General features: G+C 35.1%; 25 protein-coding genes. 15 read left to right on the forward strand and 10 right to left on the reverse strand.

Translation table 11 applies throughout. The features are described from left to right. Positions 1–97: 97 nt before the first annotated feature. Entirely contained in the window at positions 98–781 is a 684-nt protein-coding gene (locus KI430_RS15950; RefSeq protein ID WP_248875902.1) for a Bax inhibitor-1 family protein, read from the reverse strand. Between the two features lie 587 nt (positions 782–1,368). Between KI430_RS15950 and KI430_RS15955 the strand changes: the two genes are divergently transcribed. Then, the gene (locus tag KI430_RS15955) at positions 1,369–2,520 is read left to right on the forward strand and encodes a homogentisate 1,2-dioxygenase (protein ID WP_248875903.1); all 1,152 of its coding nucleotides are present in this window, start codon (positions 1,369–1,371) and stop codon (positions 2,518–2,520) included. Positions 2,521–2,571: 51 nt separating this feature from the next. On the opposite strand, the gene KI430_RS15960 is transcribed toward KI430_RS15955, so the two are convergent. Next, complete coding sequence (locus KI430_RS15960; protein ID WP_248875904.1) at positions 2,572–2,862, reverse strand: hypothetical protein; 291 nt, start codon at positions 2,860–2,862, stop codon at positions 2,572–2,574. A 193-nt stretch (positions 2,863–3,055) separates the two neighbouring features. Between KI430_RS15960 and KI430_RS15965 the strand changes: the two genes are divergently transcribed. From KI430_RS15965 to KI430_RS15995, 7 genes are all read left to right on the forward strand, one after another. Beyond that, the gene (locus tag KI430_RS15965) at positions 3,056–4,327 is read left to right on the forward strand and encodes an acetyl-CoA hydrolase/transferase family protein (RefSeq protein WP_248875905.1); all 1,272 of its coding nucleotides are present in this window, start codon (positions 3,056–3,058) and stop codon (positions 4,325–4,327) included. Positions 4,328–4,398: 71 nt separating this feature from the next. Next, a complete protein-coding gene (locus tag KI430_RS15970; RefSeq protein ID WP_248875906.1) occupies positions 4,399–5,193 on the forward strand; it encodes a hypothetical protein in 795 nt (264 codons plus the stop codon). A 339-nt stretch (positions 5,194–5,532) separates the two neighbouring features. Next, complete coding sequence (gene hppD, locus KI430_RS15975) at positions 5,533–6,663, forward strand: 4-hydroxyphenylpyruvate dioxygenase (protein ID WP_248875907.1); 1,131 nt, start codon at positions 5,533–5,535, stop codon at positions 6,661–6,663. 83 nt (positions 6,664–6,746) lie between these two features. Beyond that, positions 6,747–7,994 (forward strand): fumarylacetoacetase, encoded by a 1,248-nt coding sequence (gene fahA / locus KI430_RS15980; RefSeq protein ID WP_248875908.1) that lies wholly within the window; start codon positions 6,747–6,749, stop codon positions 7,992–7,994. A 5-nt stretch (positions 7,995–7,999) separates the two neighbouring features. After that, a complete protein-coding gene (locus KI430_RS15985) occupies positions 8,000–8,452 on the forward strand; it encodes a hypothetical protein (protein WP_248875909.1) in 453 nt (150 codons plus the stop codon). Between the two features lie 6 nt (positions 8,453–8,458). After that, on the forward strand, positions 8,459–9,280 hold the full coding sequence (locus KI430_RS15990) for a flavin reductase family protein (RefSeq protein WP_248875910.1): 822 nt from the start codon (positions 8,459–8,461) through the stop codon (positions 9,278–9,280). Between the two features lie 48 nt (positions 9,281–9,328). Continuing rightward, positions 9,329–9,574 carry a hypothetical protein gene (locus KI430_RS15995; RefSeq protein ID WP_248875911.1) on the forward strand — a complete coding sequence of 82 codons (246 nt, stop codon included), beginning with the start codon at positions 9,329–9,331 and terminating at the stop codon, positions 9,572–9,574. Between the two features lie 5 nt (positions 9,575–9,579). On the opposite strand, the gene KI430_RS16000 is transcribed toward KI430_RS15995, so the two are convergent. The 7 genes from KI430_RS16000 to truA all read right to left on the reverse strand — a co-directional run bounded on the left by KI430_RS16000 (position 9,580) and on the right by truA (position 14,707). Continuing rightward, positions 9,580–9,939, reverse strand: coding sequence for a type II toxin-antitoxin system RelE/ParE family toxin (locus KI430_RS16000; RefSeq protein ID WP_248875912.1), 360 nt, complete (start codon positions 9,937–9,939; stop codon positions 9,580–9,582). After that, positions 9,890–10,120, reverse strand: a complete 231-nt coding sequence (locus KI430_RS16005) for a hypothetical protein (protein ID WP_120213305.1) — start codon at positions 10,118–10,120, stop codon at positions 9,890–9,892. Before KI430_RS16005 ends, KI430_RS16000 begins: the two co-directional genes overlap by 50 nt. A gap of 51 nt (positions 10,121–10,171) precedes the next feature. Further along, positions 10,172–11,920, reverse strand: coding sequence for an ABC transporter ATP-binding protein (locus tag KI430_RS16010; protein WP_248875913.1), 1,749 nt, complete (start codon positions 11,918–11,920; stop codon positions 10,172–10,174). Between the two features lie 210 nt (positions 11,921–12,130). Further along, a complete protein-coding gene (locus tag KI430_RS16015) occupies positions 12,131–12,898 on the reverse strand; it encodes an alpha/beta hydrolase (protein ID WP_248875914.1) in 768 nt (255 codons plus the stop codon). Positions 12,899–13,279: 381 nt separating this feature from the next. Then, on the reverse strand, positions 13,280–13,567 hold the full coding sequence (locus KI430_RS16020; protein WP_248875915.1) for a Crp/Fnr family transcriptional regulator: 288 nt from the start codon (positions 13,565–13,567) through the stop codon (positions 13,280–13,282). Beyond that, complete coding sequence (locus KI430_RS16025; RefSeq protein WP_248875916.1) at positions 13,564–13,866, reverse strand: hypothetical protein; 303 nt, start codon at positions 13,864–13,866, stop codon at positions 13,564–13,566. The genes KI430_RS16020 and KI430_RS16025 overlap by 4 nt, the downstream gene beginning before the upstream one ends. A 106-nt stretch (positions 13,867–13,972) precedes the next feature. Then, entirely contained in the window at positions 13,973–14,707 is a 735-nt protein-coding gene (gene truA / locus KI430_RS16030; RefSeq protein WP_248875917.1) for a tRNA pseudouridine(38-40) synthase TruA, read from the reverse strand. Between the two features lie 82 nt (positions 14,708–14,789). Between truA and KI430_RS16035 the strand changes: the two genes are divergently transcribed. The 5 genes from KI430_RS16035 to KI430_RS16055 all read left to right on the forward strand — a co-directional run bounded on the left by KI430_RS16035 (position 14,790) and on the right by KI430_RS16055 (position 17,733). Beyond that, positions 14,790–15,092 (forward strand): hypothetical protein, encoded by a 303-nt coding sequence (locus tag KI430_RS16035; protein ID WP_248875918.1) that lies wholly within the window; start codon positions 14,790–14,792, stop codon positions 15,090–15,092. A 171-nt stretch (positions 15,093–15,263) separates the two neighbouring features. After that, positions 15,264–15,761, forward strand: coding sequence for a metallophosphoesterase family protein (locus tag KI430_RS16040; protein ID WP_248875919.1), 498 nt, complete (start codon positions 15,264–15,266; stop codon positions 15,759–15,761). A 129-nt stretch (positions 15,762–15,890) separates the two neighbouring features. After that, positions 15,891–16,385: a Smr/MutS family protein gene (locus tag KI430_RS16045; protein ID WP_248875920.1), complete on the forward strand. Its 495-nt coding sequence runs from the start codon at positions 15,891–15,893 to the stop codon at positions 16,383–16,385. Between the two features lie 119 nt (positions 16,386–16,504). Then, the gene (locus KI430_RS16050; RefSeq protein ID WP_248875921.1) at positions 16,505–17,344 is read left to right on the forward strand and encodes an alpha/beta hydrolase; all 840 of its coding nucleotides are present in this window, start codon (positions 16,505–16,507) and stop codon (positions 17,342–17,344) included. Beyond that, on the forward strand, positions 17,344–17,733 hold the full coding sequence (locus KI430_RS16055; protein ID WP_248875922.1) for a DUF1398 domain-containing protein: 390 nt from the start codon (positions 17,344–17,346) through the stop codon (positions 17,731–17,733). The genes KI430_RS16050 and KI430_RS16055 overlap by 1 nt, the downstream gene beginning before the upstream one ends. A 98-nt stretch (positions 17,734–17,831) precedes the next feature. Here the strand turns inward: KI430_RS16055 and KI430_RS16060 are convergent, their stop codons facing one another. After that, positions 17,832–18,380 (reverse strand): YqgE/AlgH family protein, encoded by a 549-nt coding sequence (locus tag KI430_RS16060; protein ID WP_248875923.1) that lies wholly within the window; start codon positions 18,378–18,380, stop codon positions 17,832–17,834. Between the two features lie 233 nt (positions 18,381–18,613). Between KI430_RS16060 and pdxH the strand changes: the two genes are divergently transcribed. Together pdxH and KI430_RS16070 are read left to right on the forward strand one after the other, a co-directional pair. Then, positions 18,614–19,264, forward strand: coding sequence for a pyridoxamine 5'-phosphate oxidase (pdxH, locus tag KI430_RS16065; RefSeq protein WP_248875924.1), 651 nt, complete (start codon positions 18,614–18,616; stop codon positions 19,262–19,264). 90 nt (positions 19,265–19,354) lie between these two features. Continuing rightward, on the forward strand, positions 19,355–19,936 hold the full coding sequence (locus KI430_RS16070) for an N-acetylmuramoyl-L-alanine amidase (protein WP_248875925.1): 582 nt from the start codon (positions 19,355–19,357) through the stop codon (positions 19,934–19,936). Positions 19,937–19,959 lie beyond the last annotated feature (23 nt).

Consider the following 19,959-nt stretch of genomic DNA (forward strand, 5'->3'; position numbering starts at 1 on the left):
TAAAATTTTGAAGAAAAATAAATTTTGAACATAAAAAAACTCACCAAAAAAATTGATGAGTTTGTATTATTTATATCAGTTTCTTATACTTTCTATACTAATCTCTTCTGCTCAAAAATATTCTCAAAATATACCAGAACAAAAGCATTATCGATGAGAACATTTGCAAAGCTGCACCAACATATTGCCCTTTTGTGTAAACATTTTTGATGTTATAAGTCTCATAAAGAATACTCGCGCTCGCCAATCCAACCATCGCAAGAGAGAACCAAAGTCCTAAATTGAAACCAAAAATAGCACCCACAACAATAACGCCTAGTGCTACAAAACCGCCAATGACGATAATGTTTCTCAGGAAAGAAAAATCTTTATTAGTAAAAAACACTGTTGCTGTCAATCCGGCAAACATAAAAAGGGTTACCAAAGCCGCTTGTGTGATGATTTGTGGTGCATACAAACTTGCGATTCCTAACATCGGCAAGAAAATCACGGCTTCTATCAAAACAAACAGTCCCAATCCCAAATATTGCGTGTTTTTGGATACAGAAAAGGATAATTTTGTTGCCAGCATAGACACCATCCAAAAAATCCCAATCACGGCAAGCCAAATATATTTTCCCGTCATCAAAGACAAAATCGTTTCCAACGGAATCGTCTGTAACAACAAATATTCCACCGCTCCAAACGCCAAAATAGCGACTGCTACGTGCATATATGTTTTCCTGTAAAATTCTGCTCTTTCGATTTCTGACAACTGAGAAACCATTAATGAATCATTCATCTGTACTAATTTTAATATTCTCAAAGATAACATTTTCTATTAAAAACGAATCTTAAGGATTTCATAATTCTTTTTGACAAAATTTTTAGGAGCCGGGAACCTGCTGTCCGCTATATCTTTTTTGTCATTGCGAACGGAGTGAAGCAATCTGTTCAACATTATACAATCGCAATGATAAAAAAGGATGCCGCTACCATCAGAGCTAAGGGCATTCAGCATCAAAACAACATTCAGATAAAAATGCAATATTGTTTTTCCGTAGGAACCAGACTGTTGAGTTTCCTTTGGAATAACAAAGTTTGTATTTAATTCTTTGCTGAGCGAAGCGCCTCTATTAGCCTTAAAATGTTTTCAATAATTAGTAAAAATCTTTGCACAGTTTACGTTGAAAATCATAACATAGTATTTTCAATTTAATTTCAAATCTGCAAAATCTGCTTCATCACCGAGATATTCAAAATCTTTCCTAAGCGCCTTTTTGAATCATAAAATGTTTTCAATAATTAATAAAAATCTTTGCGCTCTTTGCGTTCAAATCAAAGTATCAGAAAAAAATATTACATTTGAGAAAAGCCAAATCTAATAAAATGAGATACGTTCAGCTGGGGAAAGTTCCTCAAAAAAGACACACGATTTTTAAGTCAGAAGATGACCAGTTCTACTACGAGCAACTCTTTGGGACTGAAGGTTTTCACGGGATTGCATCGTTGCTTTATCATACACATCGTCCAACTCAAATCAAATCGATTGGCAATATAAAAGACGTTACACCAAAAATTGCGGTGGAAAAAAACGTCACGCCTAGAATGATAAAAGGTGCAAAAGTGACCCCTGAAGACGATTTTTTGGAAAGTCGAAAGGTTTTGATGCTAAACAACGACTTGAAAATGGGTTTGGCAAAACCAAGAAAATCGACCGATTATTTCTATAAAAACGCAGAATGCGACGAATTACTTTTCGTTCACGAAGGAAAAGGTGTTTTGAAAACCATGCTCGGTAATATCGATTTCTCCGTCGGAGATTATCTTATCATTCCGAGAGGAACAATTTATCAGCTGGAATTGGAAACCGAACAAAATGTCTTTTTTTTCATAGAAGCGCATTCGCCGATTTACACGCCTAGACGTTACCGAAACGAGTTTGGACAATTGCTTGAACATTCGCCATTTTGTGAGCGTGATATTATTCCACCAACTTTTGTAGAACCGAAAAATGAGAAAGGCGATTTTCTGATCAAAGTCAAAAAAGAAAATCAAATTACGGATTTCGTTTATGCTACACATCCATTTGATGTCGTCGGTTGGGATGGTTATTTTTATCCGTATAAATTCAATATCAAAAATTTTGAACCAATTACCGGTCGAGTTCATCAACCGCCTCCGGTTCATCAGAATTTTGAGGCACATAATTTTGTCGTTTGCTCATTCTGCGCAAGAATGTATGATTATCATCCGCAAGCCATTCCGGCACCTTATAATCATTCCAATATCGATTCCGATGAGGTTTTGTTTTATACGGAAGGTGATTTTATGAGCAGAAATCACGTTGATTTGATGGATTTTTCACTCCATCCAGGAGGAATTGTTCACGGTCCGCATCCCGGCGCAATGGAAAGAAGCATCGGTAAAAAGTTCACAGATGAATATGCGGTGATGGTTGACCCATTCCGGCCATTGAAATTGACTGAAGAAGCGATAAAAGTGGAAGACCCGAGTTATAAAACGAGTTGGTTGGAGTAACTTAAAAATAAAAAGCTAACATATATGTTAGCTTTTTGTTTGCAATACTTTCTAACTTCCGGAAAACGGACTCCCAAAAATCCCAACTGCCAATTCTGCCCAAACTAAAACTAATAAAGCAAGAATGCCAACAACTAGAATCAGCCTTGATTTTAAAGTTTTAATTTTTTTCAGAACAAAATCGATAGTAAAAACTGTCGCAAATAAAAGAATTCCCATTATTAGAAAATCGGAGAAAGCCCAATTGACTTCTTTGGTAAACTGCATTGCAATCAGCGGAATACTTAATATTACAAATGGAATCGAGTAGAGTAAAATACTTCTTTGGTGTTGTATGATCATAATTTATGGGTTTTAATTTTTGTAAAGAACTTTGAATTACAAAGTAAATAAATTTTGTTTGAATTTTGGAGATTAATTTCACGAAAATTTAAAAAAAACTTTTCATTCTGTTGAAATATGACTTTTAACCAAACTGATAACGCTCATTTTTTTGTTTATCTTTAGAAAGTAAATTTGTAAAAAATAACTCGTTATGGTCAATTATGTTAGTTCAGAAGAAGCCGTTTCAATTATAAAAAGCGGTGACAGGATTTTTGGACACGGAAGCGCATGTACGCCTAATCTTTTGTATGATGAATTAGCAATACAATCTTCCCGTTTGAGCAATGTGGAAATGGTTTCTATCACGCAACAGGGCAATGTTGAAATTGCAAAACCTCAATATAAAGATAATTTTTATGTCAATTCACTATTCACCTCCACACCGGTTCGTGAAGCTGTGAATGGTGAAAATGGTGACTATGTTCCTATTTTTTTGAGTGAAATCCCCATTCTTTTCAAAAACGGAATTCTGCCAATTGATGTGGCTTTGATAACAGTTTCTCCACCAGATAGTCACGGATATTGTACTTTGGGAACTTCCGTGGATGTGGCGAGAAGTGCGATTGACACCGCTAAAAAAATCATCGCAATCGTCAATCCAAAAATGCCAAGAACACACGGCGATGGAATGATTCACATCAACAGAATCGAGAAATTGGTTTGGAGTGAAGAGGATCTTTTGACGATTGATTATGGTTCAAAAGTTGGTGCTGAAGAAATGCTGATTGGAAAACATGTTGCAGAATTGATTGATGATAAAGCCACTTTGCAAATGGGAATCGGAACTATTCCGGATGCGGTTTTGAAGTGCTTGGGCAATCATAAAGACCTTGGCGTTCATACAGAAATGTTGAGTGATGGCGTGATTGATTTGATTAAAAATGATATCATTAACAATAAATATAAAGGAACACATACCAACAGAACGATTACCAGTTTTTGTTTTGGAACCAGAAAATTGTATGACTTTGTAGATGATAATCCGTCGATTGCTTTTATGGATGTTCAGCACGTTAATTTCCCGATTAACATTATGAAAAACAAGAAAATGCACGCTATCAATTCAGCAATCGAGATTGATTTGACAGGTCAGGTTTGTGCAGATTCTATCGGAACTTATCAGTTCAGCGGAATTGGCGGGCAAATGGATTTTATGCGTGGCGCCGCGTTGAGTGAAGGAGGAAAACCAATTATGGCTTTATCTTCCAGAACCAAAAAGGGTGTTCCGAGAATTGTTCCTTTCCTGAAACAAGGTGCTGGCGTTGTAACTACCAGAGGTCATATTCATTATGTTGTTACGGAATTTGGAACGGCTTATCTCTACGGTAAAAATCTCCGTCAAAGAGCAAAGGCTTTAATCGAGATTTCTCATCCGGATGATAGAGAGATGTTGGACAGAGCAGCATACGAAAGATTTAAATAAAAATAATTTTGTTATTGAAAAGCCTTTGAATAAAGGCTTTTTTGTATATTTGAGATTATAACAATATCTGATTGAAATCGATTTACAACTTAATAAAGGAAGAAGTACGAGGGCATTCTATCGTAAAAAACTCTATTTTGGCGGATTCAAATCCTTGGAAAAGAAGTCATTATGTTATTCTGGCCGAAGTGATTAAAGAAGAGTTGGCTCAAAAAGAAGAGCTTCAGAACGAGAAAAAATTCGAGTTAGGAACCAGTATTTCTCACATCACATTGCAGCGTTTTTTCGAGAGCGATTATGATTATAAAACGCACAATGATTTGCGCTTTCTCAAAACATTAGACAAGATCTGTATTTTTCTGGGTTTCAAGGATCTTAACTCCTTTGTAAAAAAAGCAAAGGGCGATAAAGTATATAATGAGTCTTGGCTTGAGAAAGATTTTGCGAAAGATATTGTTTATAAATACTGTAAAAAAAATTTCGAGTTTTTCAAACTTTTTCCAGAATTACGTTTGAATGTTTTCGAAGATTTAATTTTTCCAGAATCTCCTTTTATAGAAAGAATAAGAAGTTATAGCTCACAGCTTTGTGATAATGGACTGAAGCTTTTTACCAATAATAACCGATCGAATTTTGAAATTTTTGATATCGAGATTGTATCCGAACAAGACGAAATGATTGTGGTAAAAACACAGGAATTTTGGAATCTTGTTTTCGTTGTGGAAAATACAGATGAAGAATATATTATTAATGAGCTGGATGCACAAATCTATTTTATAAAAAAAATAGATAATACCTGGAAAATTTGGGATAATTATAATCCTAATTCTGGTCTTCTGAATAATTTGATACAAAAAAAGCCGTAAAGGACGGCTCAATCTTGCACTCGTGTTTCTAGAATACTAAGTATCTCTTAGACAAATTTAATAATTGAATTATGTTTTAATTGAACTTAAGTATACTTAAAATTACATATTATGTAATTCATAATTTTTTAAGATCTTTTTTGTTTTAATAATTAATAAAACTTGATTATTTGTAATGATAATATTTTATATTTTTAATATGAGATAGTAATTCGTAGTAAAATATTTAGGTGTGTAAATTGACTATTTTTTGAACAATTAAACATAAACTAACAATCGTTAGTTTATTTATAGAAAATGCTTATCTTGGCATCATTAGATATAAAAGTAAAAAGTAAAATGTCAACACTCACTTTTGCCGAGAAAATCGCACAAGCCGAGAATTTTCTCCCAATCAACGGAACCGATTTTATAGAGTTTTATGTAGGAAATGCCAAGCAAGCCGCTCATTTTTACAAAACGGCGTTTGGATTTCAGTCTGTCGCTTATGCTGGCCCGGAAACTGGTGTCAGAGATAGAGCGTCTTATGTTCTTCAACAAGGAAAAGTCAGATTGGTTTTAACTTCTGGTCTTAGGTCAGACTCTCCAATTTGTGAACATCAGAAAAAACACGGTGACGGCGTTAAGATTCTGGCACTTTGGGTAGATGATGCTTACAAAGCTTTTGAAGAAACAACTAAACGTGGTGGAAAACCTTACCTAGAACCAAAAACTTTGACCGATGAATTCGGGGAAGTCAGAATGTCCGGAATTTATACTTATGGCGAAACGGTGCATATGTTCATAGAGCGCAAAAATTATACAGGCGCATTTATGCCGGGTTACGAAAAATGGGAAAGCGATTACAATCCTTCTGATGTTGGATTATTATATGTTGACCATTGCGTAGGCAATGTCGGCTGGGACAGAATGATTCCCACAGTAGAGTGGTACGAGAAAGTAATGGGATTTGTGAATATTCTTTCATTTGATGATAAGCAAATCAATACAGAATATTCTGCATTAATGTCAAAAGTAATGTCCAACGGAAATGGTTATGCCAAATTCCCAATCAACGAACCAGCCGAAGGTCAGAGAAAATCTCAGGTTGAAGAATATCTGGATTTCTACGAAGGTGAAGGTGTTCAACATATTGCTGTTGCCACAAAAGACATTGTGAAAACTGTTACAGAACTTAAAAATAGAGGTGTAGAATTTCTTTCTCCACCACCAGAAGCTTATTACGAAATGATTCCGGAAAGAGTAGGTGCTATTGATGAAGATATCAAAAAACTTCAGAATCTTGGAATTTTGGTGGATTGTGATGAAGAAGGTTACTTGCTTCAGATTTTTACAAAACCTGTGGAAGACAGACCAACATTGTTTTACGAAATCATCGAGAGACACGGCGCTCAGAGTTTCGGAGCTGGGAATTTCAAGGCGCTTTTCGAAGCTTTGGAAAGAGAGCAGGAGAGACGCGGAAATCTTTAAACCCAAATTATTTTCTTATATTTTTACAATTAAAGCATTATTTTTAATGCTTTAATTTTTTAATCTAATTCTAAATTCAAAAAATGAAATCCTTCATCAATTATCCTTCAGATTCCGATTTTTCAATTCATAATATTCCGTTCGGCGTTTGTGTTTTCAACAAAGAATTTATTGCCTGTGCTACAAGAATCGGCGATATTGTCATCGATTTGGCAACGTTATTTGATCTTGGTTATTTTGAAAATATTAAAGGCTTTGAAGAAAATGTTTTCGAAGGGTATACGATTAACGAATTTATAGAATTGGGAAAACCAATTACGAATAAAGTTCGTGAGAAAATTCAGGAATTGTTGTTAGAAGATTCTTTGCTGTCGAAAGACGAAAGAGCTCTGGAAGAATGTTTTTACAATCTGGATGAAATCCAAATGATGATGCCTTTACACATCCCGAATTATACTGATTTCTACAGCAGTATCCAGCACGCCACCAATGTCGGGATGATGTTCCGTGATCCTGCGAATGCGTTATTGCCCAACTGGAAACATTTGCCGGTGGGTTATCACGGTCGTGCTTCGTCCATTGTTTTATCAGGAATTGATATTACAAGACCTTGCGGACAGATTAAACCTGCTGATTCAGATAAACCAATTTTCAGTGCATCGAAACAACTCGATTTCGAATTAGAAATGGCTTTTGTTGTCAATAAAAATACGAATTTGGGAGAAAGGATTTCTATTACAGAAACTGAGGATGCAATTTTTGGAATGATGATTTTTAACGATTGGTCAGCAAGAGATATTCAAAGTTGGGAATATGTTCCGTTGGGTCCATTTTTGGGGAAAAACTTCGGGTCTTCTATTTCGCCTTGGATTGTAACGTTGGAAGCTTTACAACCATTCAAAACTGAATCTCCGAAGCAGGAACCGGAAGTTTTGGATTATTTGAAATTTGAAGGCGATAAAAATTATGACATCAATCTTCAAGTTTATCTTAAGCCGGAAAATTCTGAAGAAAATCTGATTTCTGAGAGCAATTACAAATTTATGTATTGGAATATGTGTCAGCAATTGGCACATCATACTGTTAATGGTTGTAATGTGGAAGTTGGCGATGTTTACGCCAGTGGGACAATTTCAGGAGAAGATGAAAAATCCTACGGTTCTATGTTGGAATTGACTTGGAGAGGAACAAAACCTTTGCAACTCAAAAACGGAATCGAAAGAAAATTCATAGAAGATGGTGACACCATTACAATGAAAGCCTGGTCAGAAAAAGACGGAATCCGGGTTGGATTTGGCGAAGTTTCGGGAAAAATTTTACCAGCTATTTAAATTTAATGAAAGTTTCTATTTGTTTACTTGTTCTCATCATTTTATTCAGTTGCAAAAAAGCTACGGAAGGAATTAGCGATTGTATTTGTATGACAAAAGACACTACGGATTCAATAATCACGATTACAAATCCTGCTTTTGAAATTAAAGATAATCAAGGATTTATAAATTACAATTGTGCTGAAGTTGAAATTGCGATCGCTTCTGTAACAGATTCAACGGGAAGCGAATTTTGTGAAAATTTAACGGATGTTAAATGTATTTCGAATAAGACTTACAGCTTAAAATTGGCGAGCAAATTAGATTACACATCTACAAAATTCAAAAAAATAAATTCGACCGATGAATCTGATAAACGTTTCCTGATGAATGAATTAAAGGCAAATGCAAAACAAATTTTTGAGTTGAATATTGATAAGCAAAGAGAAATTGTATCGATTAGAAAATTTGAAAAATAATACTTAATGAAAACCATCATTCCTTCCGATATTTCCGCAGTTCAATTGCAACAAGTAATGCAAACGGCGATTGCACCAAGACCGATTGCTTTGGCAAGTACGATTAACAGCAAAGGAGAAATCAACCTTTCGCCTTTTAGTTTTTTCAATATGTTCAGCACGGTTCCGCCGGTTGTGATTATTTCGCCTTCCAGAAGAGTGCGTGATAATACCACAAAACATACTTTGGAAAATCTGAAAGAAGTTCCGGAATTGGTGATTGGAAATGTCAATTTCGATATGGTTCAGCAGGTTTCTTTGGCGAGTACAGAATACGAAGATGGCGTTAATGAATTTATCAAATCCGGATTGACAATGAAATCAGCCGACATCGTCAAACCACCTTTGATTACAGAATCTCCTGTTAATTTCGAATGTAAGGTTTTGGAAATTAAATCGCTTGGAAATCTTGGCGGTTCAGGAAATCTTGTGATTGCGGAAATTGTCAAAATTCATATCCAAGAAAAATATCTGGATGAGGCTGGAAATCTTGAACAGAAGCAATTGGATTTGGTGGCGAGATTAGGAGGTAATTTCTATTCCAGAAACAATGAAAATAATATCTTCGAAGTTCCTAAACCATTAGTAACAAAAGGAATCGGTTACGACCAACTCCCTAACGAGATCAAACAAAGCGATGTTTTTACAGGCAACGATTTGGGAATGTTAGCGAATGTAGAAATTTTACCGATTGGGAATTTTTCTTCGGAAAAAGATGTACATTTATCAGCACAAAAGTTTTTAAAAAACAATGAAATCGATAAGGCTTGGGAAATTTTGAAACTTTAATAATGATTTAAAAAACTATAGCTTATAACCAAAAACTAACCCAAAACTATGAGAAAAACGGTATATAATGCCATCATCAGTATTCTGATTATGGTTATTTTGGTATCCGTTTTCGGTGTTATAAATACTCAAGTCAATCTGAACTATGAAACCGAAAATCCGAAAGACTGTATTTCTGTCATTACTGGTAGAGATCTTTGTTTATGGATCAAAAGTCTGAAAATTATCATTATCGTTTGTCTGATATTGACTTCCGGAATGATAAGTTTTAGGTATAAATTGATTAAGGATTGAATTGATTATTTTTTTCGTTCAATTTTTAACGGATTTTGGCGAGTGTCAAAAATATCAACGATTCTGACTTGTAGACTCTCATCGTTTATTGAATATATTATTTTATAATTCGATTCTATAATATAGCGGTACTCAATATTTTTATGTTCTAAGGAGATTTCTCTTTGTCCAATTCTTGGAGTATTGATTAACTTATCAGGAGCTAAAAGAATTTTAACTATGATTTTTTGTGCAATTTCATAACTTTTAGATTTTTCTTGATAGTAAAGAAAAATTTCATCGATTTGTTGTTCAGAAAACTTTGACCAGACAATTTTATAAACCATATTTTGAAAGAAGTTCTTCGGTTGTTTTGAATCTCCCATTTTCAAAATCTTCTTCAGATTTTGCGATTCTTTCTTGAAGTTCCTCAATTGTAAACGGTTTCAACTCTTTTTCAGATTGTTTGGCTTTTTTCAGAAGTTTTTCGAATTGAGAAATCAATTCCTCATTTTGAAGATTCAGAAAAGCCTGAACAAATTCTATTTTTCTCGATTCGATATTCATTTTCAATAGGTTTTTAATCAAAATTACAAATTTATTCAATTCAATTTTAAATTAAATCGTCGTATCTCCATCCTCATTCACAACCTGCGCTTTGTAAAGAACAGAGTAATAACCATTTTTAGCAAGAAGTTCCTGATGCGTTCCTTCTTCCACAATCAGTCCGTGGTCCATTACGATAATTTTATCTGCTTTTTCAATGGTGGAAAGTCTGTGCGCAATAATAATTGACGTTCTGTTTTTCGTGATTTTTTCAGTCGCTCTTTGGATTAATTTCTCACTTTCGTGGTCGATGGACGAAGTCGCTTCGTCAAGAATCAGAATCTTAGGATCAGATAGATAAGCTCTTAAAAATGATAATAATTGTCTTTGTCCCAATGAAATAGAAGAACCTCTTTCACTCACCACATAATCATAACCGTTGGGCAATCTTTCGATGAACTCATCAACCTCAATTTCTCTCGCCGCTTTTTTGATATTTTCGAGTGTAATATCTTCGTCACCCAAAGTCAGGTTTTCAAGAATACTGCCGTGGAAAAGGAAGACATCTTGGAGGACGACACCAATATGACTTCTCAGATTGTATAATTCATAATCTCGGATGTCCACACCATCCAGCATTATTTTTCCGGAATTGATATCATACAATCTTGTAATCAAACTGATAATTGTCGATTTTCCGGCTCCGGTTGCACCAACAATTGCGACAGTTTCGCCGGGGTTCACTTTAAAATCAATGCCTTTCAGAACTTCCTGCTTTTCATCGTAGGCAAAATGAACGTTCTGAAATTCAATTTTCCCATCGAAATGGTCTTTAGCAATTGTTCCATTATTCGGCATCGCTTGGTCTTCATCCATTACTCCGAGAACCCTTTCTGCTCCTACAATTCCTCTCTGGATATTATTAAATCTATCTGCAATCTGCCTCAACGGACGAATCAGCATATTAATAAACTGAATAAATGCAATGATAATTCCGGGTGTAGATTTGATAAAACCACCATAAAATAAGATAAACCCAATAAACAATGACGAAATCAGTTCAACAACAGGAAAAAACAAAGAGAAGATGAAAACTGTTCTCAACAATGCTTTTTTTAGTTCAATATTGATTTTATCAAATTTTGAAAACTCGGCTTCTTCTCTGTTAAAAACCTGAATCAAAGGCATTCCCGCCAAACGCTCCTGAACAAAACTGTTTTGTGTCGCCGTCCAGCTTCTTTCCGAGCCAAAAGCTACTTTTAGCCGTTTTTGGAAAGCTCGTGTGATGATAACCATCAAAGGCAGAATCGCCAAAGAAATCATACTAAGATGGGTGTCCACCTGAAACATCGCAAAAAGAACCATTACGATTCTCAGGATATCGCCAAAAACCATCAAAAATCCATCGGTATAAACCGTTGCAATGGTTTCAACATCACCGACAGCTCTGGTTACAAGATTTCCAATTGCGGTTTTGTCAAAAAATGCCGTTTTGAAATAAATGAGTTTGTGATACAATCTTTCGCGGATATCACGGATAACATTCTGCGAAATGAAATTCGAGAAATATACCAGGAAAAAATTAAGTACCGTTTCAGCAACAACTAGTCCGATGAGCAAATAAATGTGCTCCATCAATTGGGCTTTATCCTTTAGCTTAACAATGTCTATATCGACTACATTTTTGGTAAGAATCGGTCTGTAAGTGGAAACTATGGCGAGAAAAATTGAAATAATCAGTGTGAAAATAAACCACGACCTAAATTTCATTCCGATTAAAAATAATCGCTTGACAATGTCCCAGGTATTTTGTTGTTTCATCTGTTTCTATTAATTTTTCTAAGGTCAGATGGAACACCTTTAATCATAAAACTATCATTAAAAGCAAATTTGGTAAAGAGGTGTTTCATTTTTATTCTTAGAATTCCGGAGTTTTTTTCAGTCTCGAAAAAAATCTTTGCAAAAATAAGACTTTAAAAATTGAAACGCCGACCATTAACCAAATTTATTAATAGACAAAACGAATAAGATTTATTGTTTCTCAATCCAGTTCAAAACGTATCCGGCAACTTCTTCCCAACCTTTTTCTCCACAGATAAAATGGCTTCTACCTTCAAAGATTTTCAAATCCAGAATACTGTTTTTATCTTTATAAGAATTGGCAATTTTCGCAGTGAAGTCTGCCGGGAAAATAGCATCATTGGCACCTCCGATGAATAATAGTGGATTGTGAGCTTTCTTAAAATCAACATTGCCAATCGATTTCAAAAGCGGGTCTCTAGCCAGTCTTCTGCTTTCCGGAGCAGCAACAGTTTCGTACAATTTGTCACTTTCTTCTCGGGAATAATTATTAAAAAACGCACGGTGATACCAATCTTTTGTTCCAAGATACGGGCTGTTTCCTTTGAAGAAATTGAAAACCGGCCAAACGATTTTTATCGTTGAAAAAGGCGCCATTACATTTTTTGGTGGAGCGCCGTCTATGCTAACTCCGGCAACGGCTTTATCAAGTTCAATCAGTTTTTGAACCAATAATCCACCGAAAGAATGTCCTATAACAATCGGTTTCTCAGGAAGCGTGTCAATGAATTTCACGAGATTGTTCAAAGTCTGTTCAAAGCTTACAGTTCTTAGTTCGGAAGGAATGTTTCTTTTCAATTCGATAGGGTTTCCTTCGTGTCCCGGATTTGAAGGTGTGTGAACCGTGTAACCTTGGTTTTCGAAATAAGTTTTCCATTCGTTCCAGCTGGTATTGTTGACGAATAATCCGTGAATCAATACGATAGTTTTTGTTTTCATAATATTTTGATGTTTAAATTATGAGACAAAGTTCAGAAGATTGAAGGTGGAAAACTTTAACCCAAGTTAAAATCGTATCATTTTGAAAAATAAATATTTATGAAGTAATTAATTATCTGTTCAATCGGAAAAATCTGCGAGAGTTTCATTATATGATATTTATTTGGGCAGCTTAATCCGCCTGTAGTTTATCCTGAGCTTGTCGAAGGGCTCCCAAACCTAACGAAGTGGTTCGACGGAGTCAATCTTTTCACTCCACTACGTTGCGTAAAAAGGATTTCCGCTCAAATCGAGGAACGAGATTCATCGATTCAAATAAAAAAATAAAAATTAGAGATAATTCGGGCTGCGTAAGATTCAACGTTTCAATAAAATTCAGAATTATTTCCCAGAAAGTCTTTTCCTAATACGGCTAAGAGACGGCCCTTGAATCCCTAAGTAAGATGAAATATGATATAAAGGAACATTATTAAAAATATCCGGATGTTGCTTGATGAGGTCGAGATAACGTTCCTCAGGAGATTTCAAGAGAAAACCTTCAATTCTTGTCATTGTCACATTGAAAGCTTCCTGAGCCAACAATCGTCCGAATTTTTCCCATTGATGAGATTTTTGATACAACGAAAGCAAATCCGTATAACGAATATAAATAATAGAAGCATCCGTCATCGCTGTGTAAAATAATCACAAGGAATCTGATTGATAAAACTCTTGAAAGAAACTACAAATCCGTTCGCAGAATAGAGAAAAACGTTCTTTTCTTCACCCGCTTTTTCATCAATCGTGTAAGAGCGGAAAACGCCGTCAACAATAAATCCGAAATAAGTGCAAACCGTTCCGCGAAGATTATAGAATTCACCTTTTTTGTAATTCTTCACCAACCAAAAATCCGAAGACATTTTGAAATCATCTTCCGAAAGTCCGGCAAATTGATTTAATGCGAATGCAAGCTTGTCAATTTCGGTCATCAATTTACGGTTTTAAGAAGTTATTTGTTTTAAATCAATCAGTTAAATTTATAAAAATAATTTCACTTCTCAATAAAAAACTCTCAATCGCTCTGACTCTCAAACACTAAAAGTCATACCCAACATCTACCAGAAAAAGACCTTGAGCAGGCGCAGATACACCGGCAGAATTCCGGAATTTATCCTCGATGATTTTTCTCAAATCATTTGGTGTGATTTTTCCGCTTCCAACTTCAACCATTGTTCCGACAATCGCTCTTACCATATTTCTCAGGAATCGGTCAGCAGAAATTGTGAATTTCAATTGGGTTCCATTTTGCTCCCATTCGGCTTTGTAGATTTTGCAGATATTGGTTTTGTTATCGGTGTGGAGTTTGGCGAAACTGGTAAAATCATCATATTCAAAAAGGATTTTGCAGGCTTCACTCATCAGGTCGATATTCAACGGTTTTTGACGCCAATATTGCCAGGAAGAATCCTTCGAAAACGGATTTTTTTCCAACGAAATGTAATATTCATAAGTTCTGTAAGTCGCATTGAATCGAGCGTGCAAATCTGCAGGAACTTCAAAAATTCTTTTAACTGCAATATTTTCTGACAGAAAAGAATTGAGTTTATGAACTAAGTTTTCATCAAGGGTTTGTTCGGTTTCAAAATGGGCAAACATTTTCTTGGCGTGGACACCTGTGTCGGTTCTTCCGGCGCCAGTCGTTTTGACGGGTTCGCGAAGAATTGTTGATAACGCTTTTTCCAATTCCTCCTGAACAGAAATCTGTTTGGGCTGAATCTGATAACCAAAATAAGCGGAACCATTGTAAGAAAACTCTATAAAATATCTCATCTTGGCTGTAAATTTCCTGATTTTTTTTTAATTATAAAGAAAATCTTAATTCGTAATTTCGTATTTCAAAATTCATTAAAAAATGAAACCACTTAAAACCAACAAACTTTCCAATCCTTCCGAATTTATCAAACTAATGGTCATCATTTTTGTTTTGGTATCAGTTTTTCTTTTCAGTCAGAAAACATCGGAAGACCAGATAATTATCAACTTTTTTGTTTTGGGAATTCTATTTTTTATTCTGCAATTGGTTTTTGTGATAATGTATAAAAAAGGAACTAAGACGTTAGCATTTTGGTTCTTGATTTTGTTAGGATTGTTACTCGTTGGCTCAATTGGAACAATTTGGTATGCGCTAAGATATGGTTCGGCTTTCCAGCATTAATGAAAAATCAGTTCCTATTATAACGAATTAATTATAATCGTAAAGACAAAAAACTCTATTTGAGTATAACGTTTGAAGGTGCAAAATTTGATTAAGAATTTAAAATTTGCGACTTGAAAGAATTGTAGATTTAAAATTTTTAGCGACTTTACGGTAAAATTCAACAGTTTTATGAAACGTATTCTTCTTTTATCAGATACCCATTCTTACATTGATGACAGGATTCTTGATTATGCAAAAGATGCTGACGAAGTTTGGCACTGCGGCGATTTCGGGGATATGAATGTAATTGAAGAACTCGAAAAAATAAAACCGTTACGAGGCGTTTACGGCAATATTGACGAAGCTAAAATCAGAACGATTTTCCCGGAAGTTTTGAGTTTCAGATGTGAAGATGTAGATGTCCTGATGATTCATATTGGTGGTTATCCTGACAAATATTCGCCTTTAGCAAGGAAAGAAATTGCTGAGAAAAAACCGAAGTTATTCATTTCCGGACATTCTCATATTCTGAAAGCAATGTTTGATAAAAAGAATAATCTTCTTCATCTTAATCCCGGTGCTTGCGGAAAATCCGGCTGGCACAAAGTGAGAACAATGATGCGTTTCACAATCCATAAGGATGAAATCAAAGATTTGGAAATTATAGAACTCGGAAGTCGGGTTTGATAGTTTTAGAATTAAAGAGAATTAGAGTTTTTATTTTTGCTGAGTGAAACGCCTTTGCGGCCTTAAAAGCATTTAGTCTTTAAAAAAGAACTTTGCGGACTTTGCGTTAAAAAAATTATTAATTATAAAATGAAAATTGGAGATTTAGTTTCAGTGATTGATGAAAATCTTAGGGGTAAGGTTCTGAAGATTATTGCCAATCAGGTGAAAATTGAAGATGAACACGGCTTTACTTATCAATTTTCTAAAGATAAATTAACAATTATTGATTCCGAATTATACGAGAACTCTCCAATTATCAGGAAAAAAGAAAGTCCAAAAATCACCTCGAAAAAGCATAATAAAGCGCCGTTGAAATTAGACCTTCACTTTAATTTTTTAGTCAAAAACCCTGCAGATTATGATGCTTTTGAAAGATTGATGATTCAGAGAGAAAAATTATTGGAAACGATTGATTTCTGTAGAAAAAATCATATTAAAAATCTGTTGATTATCCACGGAATCGGAGACGGTGTTTTACAGAAAATGGTTTATGATGTTTTGGAAGGCCTTACCAATATCGAATATGACAGCGACGGTTTTTTCTATCATCAATCCGGAAATGTCGAAGTCAGATTTTTATAAAATAAAGATTATATCGTTTTACTTTGATGGGTTTTATGACTTTGTGTACCTTTAAAGAAATTGAATTGAACAAAATTCCTTGTGGACTTTGCGTTTAAGTTTTAATAAAAAGTAAAATTATGTTCAGAAAACCCGTCAGTCTTATTTTAATATTTGTTTTTGCAATCAGTTTTGCCCAAACAGAATATAAAACCGAAAATAGTATTCCTTACTATCCTGAAAATGTCAGAAAAAAAGATTCTTACATCAGTTCCCAATGCCAACTGAACTTCTATTATCCAACCAACGTCAAGAATTTCCCTACCATAATTTGGTTTCACGGCGGAGGTTTAACTAGTGGCAATAATGAATTGCCAAAAGAATTATTAGATGAAAATATTGCCGTTGTAAGTGTCGAATATCGTTTAGCTCCAAAAGTGAAGGCGCCGGCTTACATAGAAGATGCCGCTGCAGCGACGGCCTGGGTTTTTGAGAATATTGAAAAATACGGCGGGAATAAAAATCTGATTTTCCAGTCCGGACATTCGGCGGGAGGTTATCTGGCAATGATGATTACGCTGGATAAAAAGTATCTTCAGAAATATAAAATTGATGCAGACCAGATTGCAGGACTGATTCCATTTAGTGGACAGGCAATCACGCATTTTCAAATCAGAAAAGAACAAGGAATCCCAGAATTACAACCGACAATTGACCAATATGCACCTTTGTTCCACGTCAGAAAAGATGCGCCGCCCATTGTTTTGATTACCGGTGACAGAGAGCTGGAACTATTGGGGCGATATGAGGAAAATGCCTATTTGGCAAGAATGTTGAAATTAGTAAATCATCCATCTGTAAAACTATTGGAAGAAGACGGATTTGACCACGTGGCAATGGCAAAGCCAGGGTTTCCCTTATTGTTAAAAGAAGTACGAGAATTAGCAAAGAAAATAAAAACACAGAAAAATTTAGAATAATGTTTACACTACAACAAATTCAAAATGCACACTCCAATGTGGAAAGCGGAAAAGGATTCCCACAATTCGCAAAAACGATTAGAGAATTAGGCGTTAAAAGCTTGGAAACTTTCGTAGAAGACGGTTCAACCAATTATTTGGGAGGCGGTGATTATAAAGTTTCCGCACCACAACAATATGCACCATTATTGATTTACGGAATCCCCAATCCGGAAAAATTCTTATCAGATTTACGAAATCATCAGCAAGGCGGAACAGACTTTTTCCAGTTCTGCAAAGACTGTGCAGACAGCGGCGTTTACAAATGGATTGTCGATATGGATGCGAAAACCTGCACCTATTACACAGAAAACGGAACAATCGTTTTTGAAGAGCGAATCCCAATTTGATAAAATTTAATTCTCGCAGATTTTACCGATTTAGCAAATTATTACTTTTAAAAAAAATCTGCTCTATTTGCTAAATCTGCGAGACTTTTTTATTTCTCTTAATTCAGACTCACATCCTCCGGCGCATTTGCCCAAAGAAGAAACTCGCCGCCAAGATTCTGCATAATATTTTTCCAAAGATTCTGGTCATTCGGAAGTGTATAATCCAGATTGTAAACATCCACAATCGTCCACATTTTACGTTGGATTTCGCTTTCCAATTGCAACGGAGACCAACCCGAGTATCCCGAAAAAACTTTGATATCTTCAATATTTGTAGAACCATCAACAATTGACGAAACTACAGAATCAATATCTTCCGTAATGTAGAATTCATCATTGATTTCAGAAAATTGCCCCGTAATTTTTTGACCTTTCAAAATGAAATAAACCTTATCATTTTCCACCGGTCCGCCTTCATACAAATCCACCGGAAATCCGAAAATATTCAACAGACGGGAACTCATATTTTTGTTCTTTTTGTTCAAAATCAGCCCAAAAGCACCATTCTCGTTATGCTCAATAATCAGCACCACAGAACGCGAAAAAATATCGCCCGAAACATCAGGTGTTGATATTAAAATTTTACCTTTGTAAGAGTAATTCATCTATCAAATCTATAAAAAAATATTTTTTTTTAAAAAGAATTGAACAAAAATTTAAGTTAAAATTACCGGAATTTAAATAATTTGGGCAGCTTAATCCGCCTTCCGCTCCCAATCTTTTTTTGCAAAAAAGGATTTCCGCTCAAGTCGGGCTGCGTGCGATTCAACGTTCTAATAAAAAACATTGAATTGTAATCTAATATCTAAAATCTGTTATCTAAATATCTATTTAATAAATGAACAACGAAAACCTCCACGATAAAAGAAAAGTTTACGAAAAATCCCAACTCATCGAAAGCGAAATCAAAGAAAATCCAATCGAGCAATTCCGAAATTGGTTTCTGGAAGCTGAAGAAAATCCACAAGTTTCAGAAGCTAACGCAATGGCGATTTCCACTGTCGAAGAAGACGGATGTCCAAGAACCCGAATGGTTTTACTAAAGTCTTACAATTGGGAAGGTTTTGTATTTTATACCAATTACGATAGCCGGAAAGGAAAGTCCCTTGAGAGAACTCAGAAAGCTTGTCTCAGCTTTTTCTGGCCAAGTCTGGAAAGACAAATCATCATCAAAGCCAATATTGAGCGAATTGCTGAAAATCTAAGCGATGGCTATTTCCATTCTCGTCCAAAAGGAAGTCAGTTAGGTGCAGTTGTTTCTCCTCAAAGTCAGGAAATCCCGGACCGAAATTTCCTCGAAAACAAACTAAAAAATTTAGAAACCAAATTCGAAAACAAAGAGATTCCAAGACCTGAGAATTGGGGTGGTTACATCGCAAAACCTTACGAAATCGAATTCTGGCAAGGCCGTCCAAACCGACTTCATGATAGGATTCTTTACTCGTTGACAGAAGATTTTGATTGGAAGATTTCCAGATTGGCGCCTTAAGTCTTAACATTTTTTATAAAAGCTTTAACTCAAATTTTGATTAGATTTCTCGTTATTTGTTTTTATTAATAACAATCAAAACAATTAATTATGAAGAATCTATTGAGAATTATCAGCGTAGTTTCGCTTGGCGTTTTGCTGTCTTTCAGCTTATCAAAAGAGAAAAAAGTAGTTGTCATTGATGCTGGTCACGGCGGAAGTGATTTGGGCGTGAACCGAGAAAATTTTATCGAAAAAGATATCGTTCTTAAAGTAGCTAAAAAAATCAAGGAACTGAATAAGAATAGCAATCTGGAAATTGTTTTAACAAGAGAAGACGACAGCTATCCGTCATTGACAGATAGAACAGACAAAATAAATCAACTAAAACCAGATTTGACGATCTCATTGCACGTGAATAGTTCACCTAAAGTTGATTCTGATAAAAAGGGAGCAGAAGTTTATTATAAGCGAGATGATGCTTCTAAATCTTTTGCAGATAAATTAGCATCCAAGTTTAACAATTGTCCTGTGATGGTAAAAAACCTTCATATGCTTAGGGTTCCTGAAAATCCGGCAGTTTTGTTGGAATTGGGATTTGCTAATAACAAAGAAGAAAGAGATTATCTTGGAAGCGAAAAAGGACAGACTGAAACGGCTGAAAAAATATTAAGTGTGATTAATGAACATTAAGCATTCAAATAAAATAGATGAAA

The organism is Epilithonimonas zeae (assembly GCF_023278365.1).
Taxonomy (GTDB): domain Bacteria; phylum Bacteroidota; class Bacteroidia; order Flavobacteriales; family Weeksellaceae; genus Epilithonimonas; species Epilithonimonas zeae_A.

Excerpts from the sequence above, each read along its gene's own strand:
- KI430_RS15950 (WP_248875902.1), bottom strand. The coding sequence starts at position 781 with ATGAATGATTCATTAATGGTTTCTCAGTTGTCAGAAATCGAAAGAGCA.
- KI430_RS15955 (WP_248875903.1), top strand. The coding sequence starts at position 1,369 with ATGAGATACGTTCAGCTGGGGAAAGTTCCTCAAAAAAGACACACGATT.
- KI430_RS15960 (WP_248875904.1), bottom strand. The coding sequence starts at position 2,862 with ATGATCATACAACACCAAAGAAGTATTTTACTCTACTCGATTCCATTT.
- KI430_RS15965 (WP_248875905.1), top strand. The coding sequence starts at position 3,056 with ATGGTCAATTATGTTAGTTCAGAAGAAGCCGTTTCAATTATAAAAAGC.
- hppD (WP_248875907.1), top strand. The coding sequence starts at position 5,533 with ATGTCAACACTCACTTTTGCCGAGAAAATCGCACAAGCCGAGAATTTT.
- fahA (WP_248875908.1), top strand. The coding sequence starts at position 6,747 with ATGAAATCCTTCATCAATTATCCTTCAGATTCCGATTTTTCAATTCAT.
- KI430_RS15985 (WP_248875909.1), top strand. The coding sequence starts at position 8,000 with ATGAAAGTTTCTATTTGTTTACTTGTTCTCATCATTTTATTCAGTTGC.
- KI430_RS15990 (WP_248875910.1), top strand. The coding sequence starts at position 8,459 with ATGAAAACCATCATTCCTTCCGATATTTCCGCAGTTCAATTGCAACAA.
- KI430_RS15995 (WP_248875911.1), top strand. The coding sequence starts at position 9,329 with ATGAGAAAAACGGTATATAATGCCATCATCAGTATTCTGATTATGGTT.
- KI430_RS16000 (WP_248875912.1), bottom strand. The coding sequence starts at position 9,939 with ATGGGAGATTCAAAACAACCGAAGAACTTCTTTCAAAATATGGTTTAT.
- KI430_RS16005 (WP_120213305.1), bottom strand. The coding sequence starts at position 10,120 with ATGAATATCGAATCGAGAAAAATAGAATTTGTTCAGGCTTTTCTGAAT.
- KI430_RS16010 (WP_248875913.1), bottom strand. The coding sequence starts at position 11,920 with ATGAAACAACAAAATACCTGGGACATTGTCAAGCGATTATTTTTAATC.
- KI430_RS16015 (WP_248875914.1), bottom strand. The coding sequence starts at position 12,898 with ATGAAAACAAAAACTATCGTATTGATTCACGGATTATTCGTCAACAAT.
- KI430_RS16020 (WP_248875915.1), bottom strand. The coding sequence starts at position 13,567 with ATGACGGATGCTTCTATTATTTATATTCGTTATACGGATTTGCTTTCG.
- KI430_RS16025 (WP_248875916.1), bottom strand. The coding sequence starts at position 13,866 with ATGACCGAAATTGACAAGCTTGCATTCGCATTAAATCAATTTGCCGGA.
- truA (WP_248875917.1), bottom strand. The coding sequence starts at position 14,707 with ATGAGATATTTTATAGAGTTTTCTTACAATGGTTCCGCTTATTTTGGT.
- KI430_RS16035 (WP_248875918.1), top strand. The coding sequence starts at position 14,790 with ATGAAACCACTTAAAACCAACAAACTTTCCAATCCTTCCGAATTTATC.
- KI430_RS16040 (WP_248875919.1), top strand. The coding sequence starts at position 15,264 with ATGAAACGTATTCTTCTTTTATCAGATACCCATTCTTACATTGATGAC.
- KI430_RS16045 (WP_248875920.1), top strand. The coding sequence starts at position 15,891 with ATGAAAATTGGAGATTTAGTTTCAGTGATTGATGAAAATCTTAGGGGT.
- KI430_RS16050 (WP_248875921.1), top strand. The coding sequence starts at position 16,505 with ATGTTCAGAAAACCCGTCAGTCTTATTTTAATATTTGTTTTTGCAATC.
- KI430_RS16055 (WP_248875922.1), top strand. The coding sequence starts at position 17,344 with ATGTTTACACTACAACAAATTCAAAATGCACACTCCAATGTGGAAAGC.
- KI430_RS16060 (WP_248875923.1), bottom strand. The coding sequence starts at position 18,380 with ATGAATTACTCTTACAAAGGTAAAATTTTAATATCAACACCTGATGTT.
- pdxH (WP_248875924.1), top strand. The coding sequence starts at position 18,614 with ATGAACAACGAAAACCTCCACGATAAAAGAAAAGTTTACGAAAAATCC.
- KI430_RS16070 (WP_248875925.1), top strand. The coding sequence starts at position 19,355 with ATGAAGAATCTATTGAGAATTATCAGCGTAGTTTCGCTTGGCGTTTTG.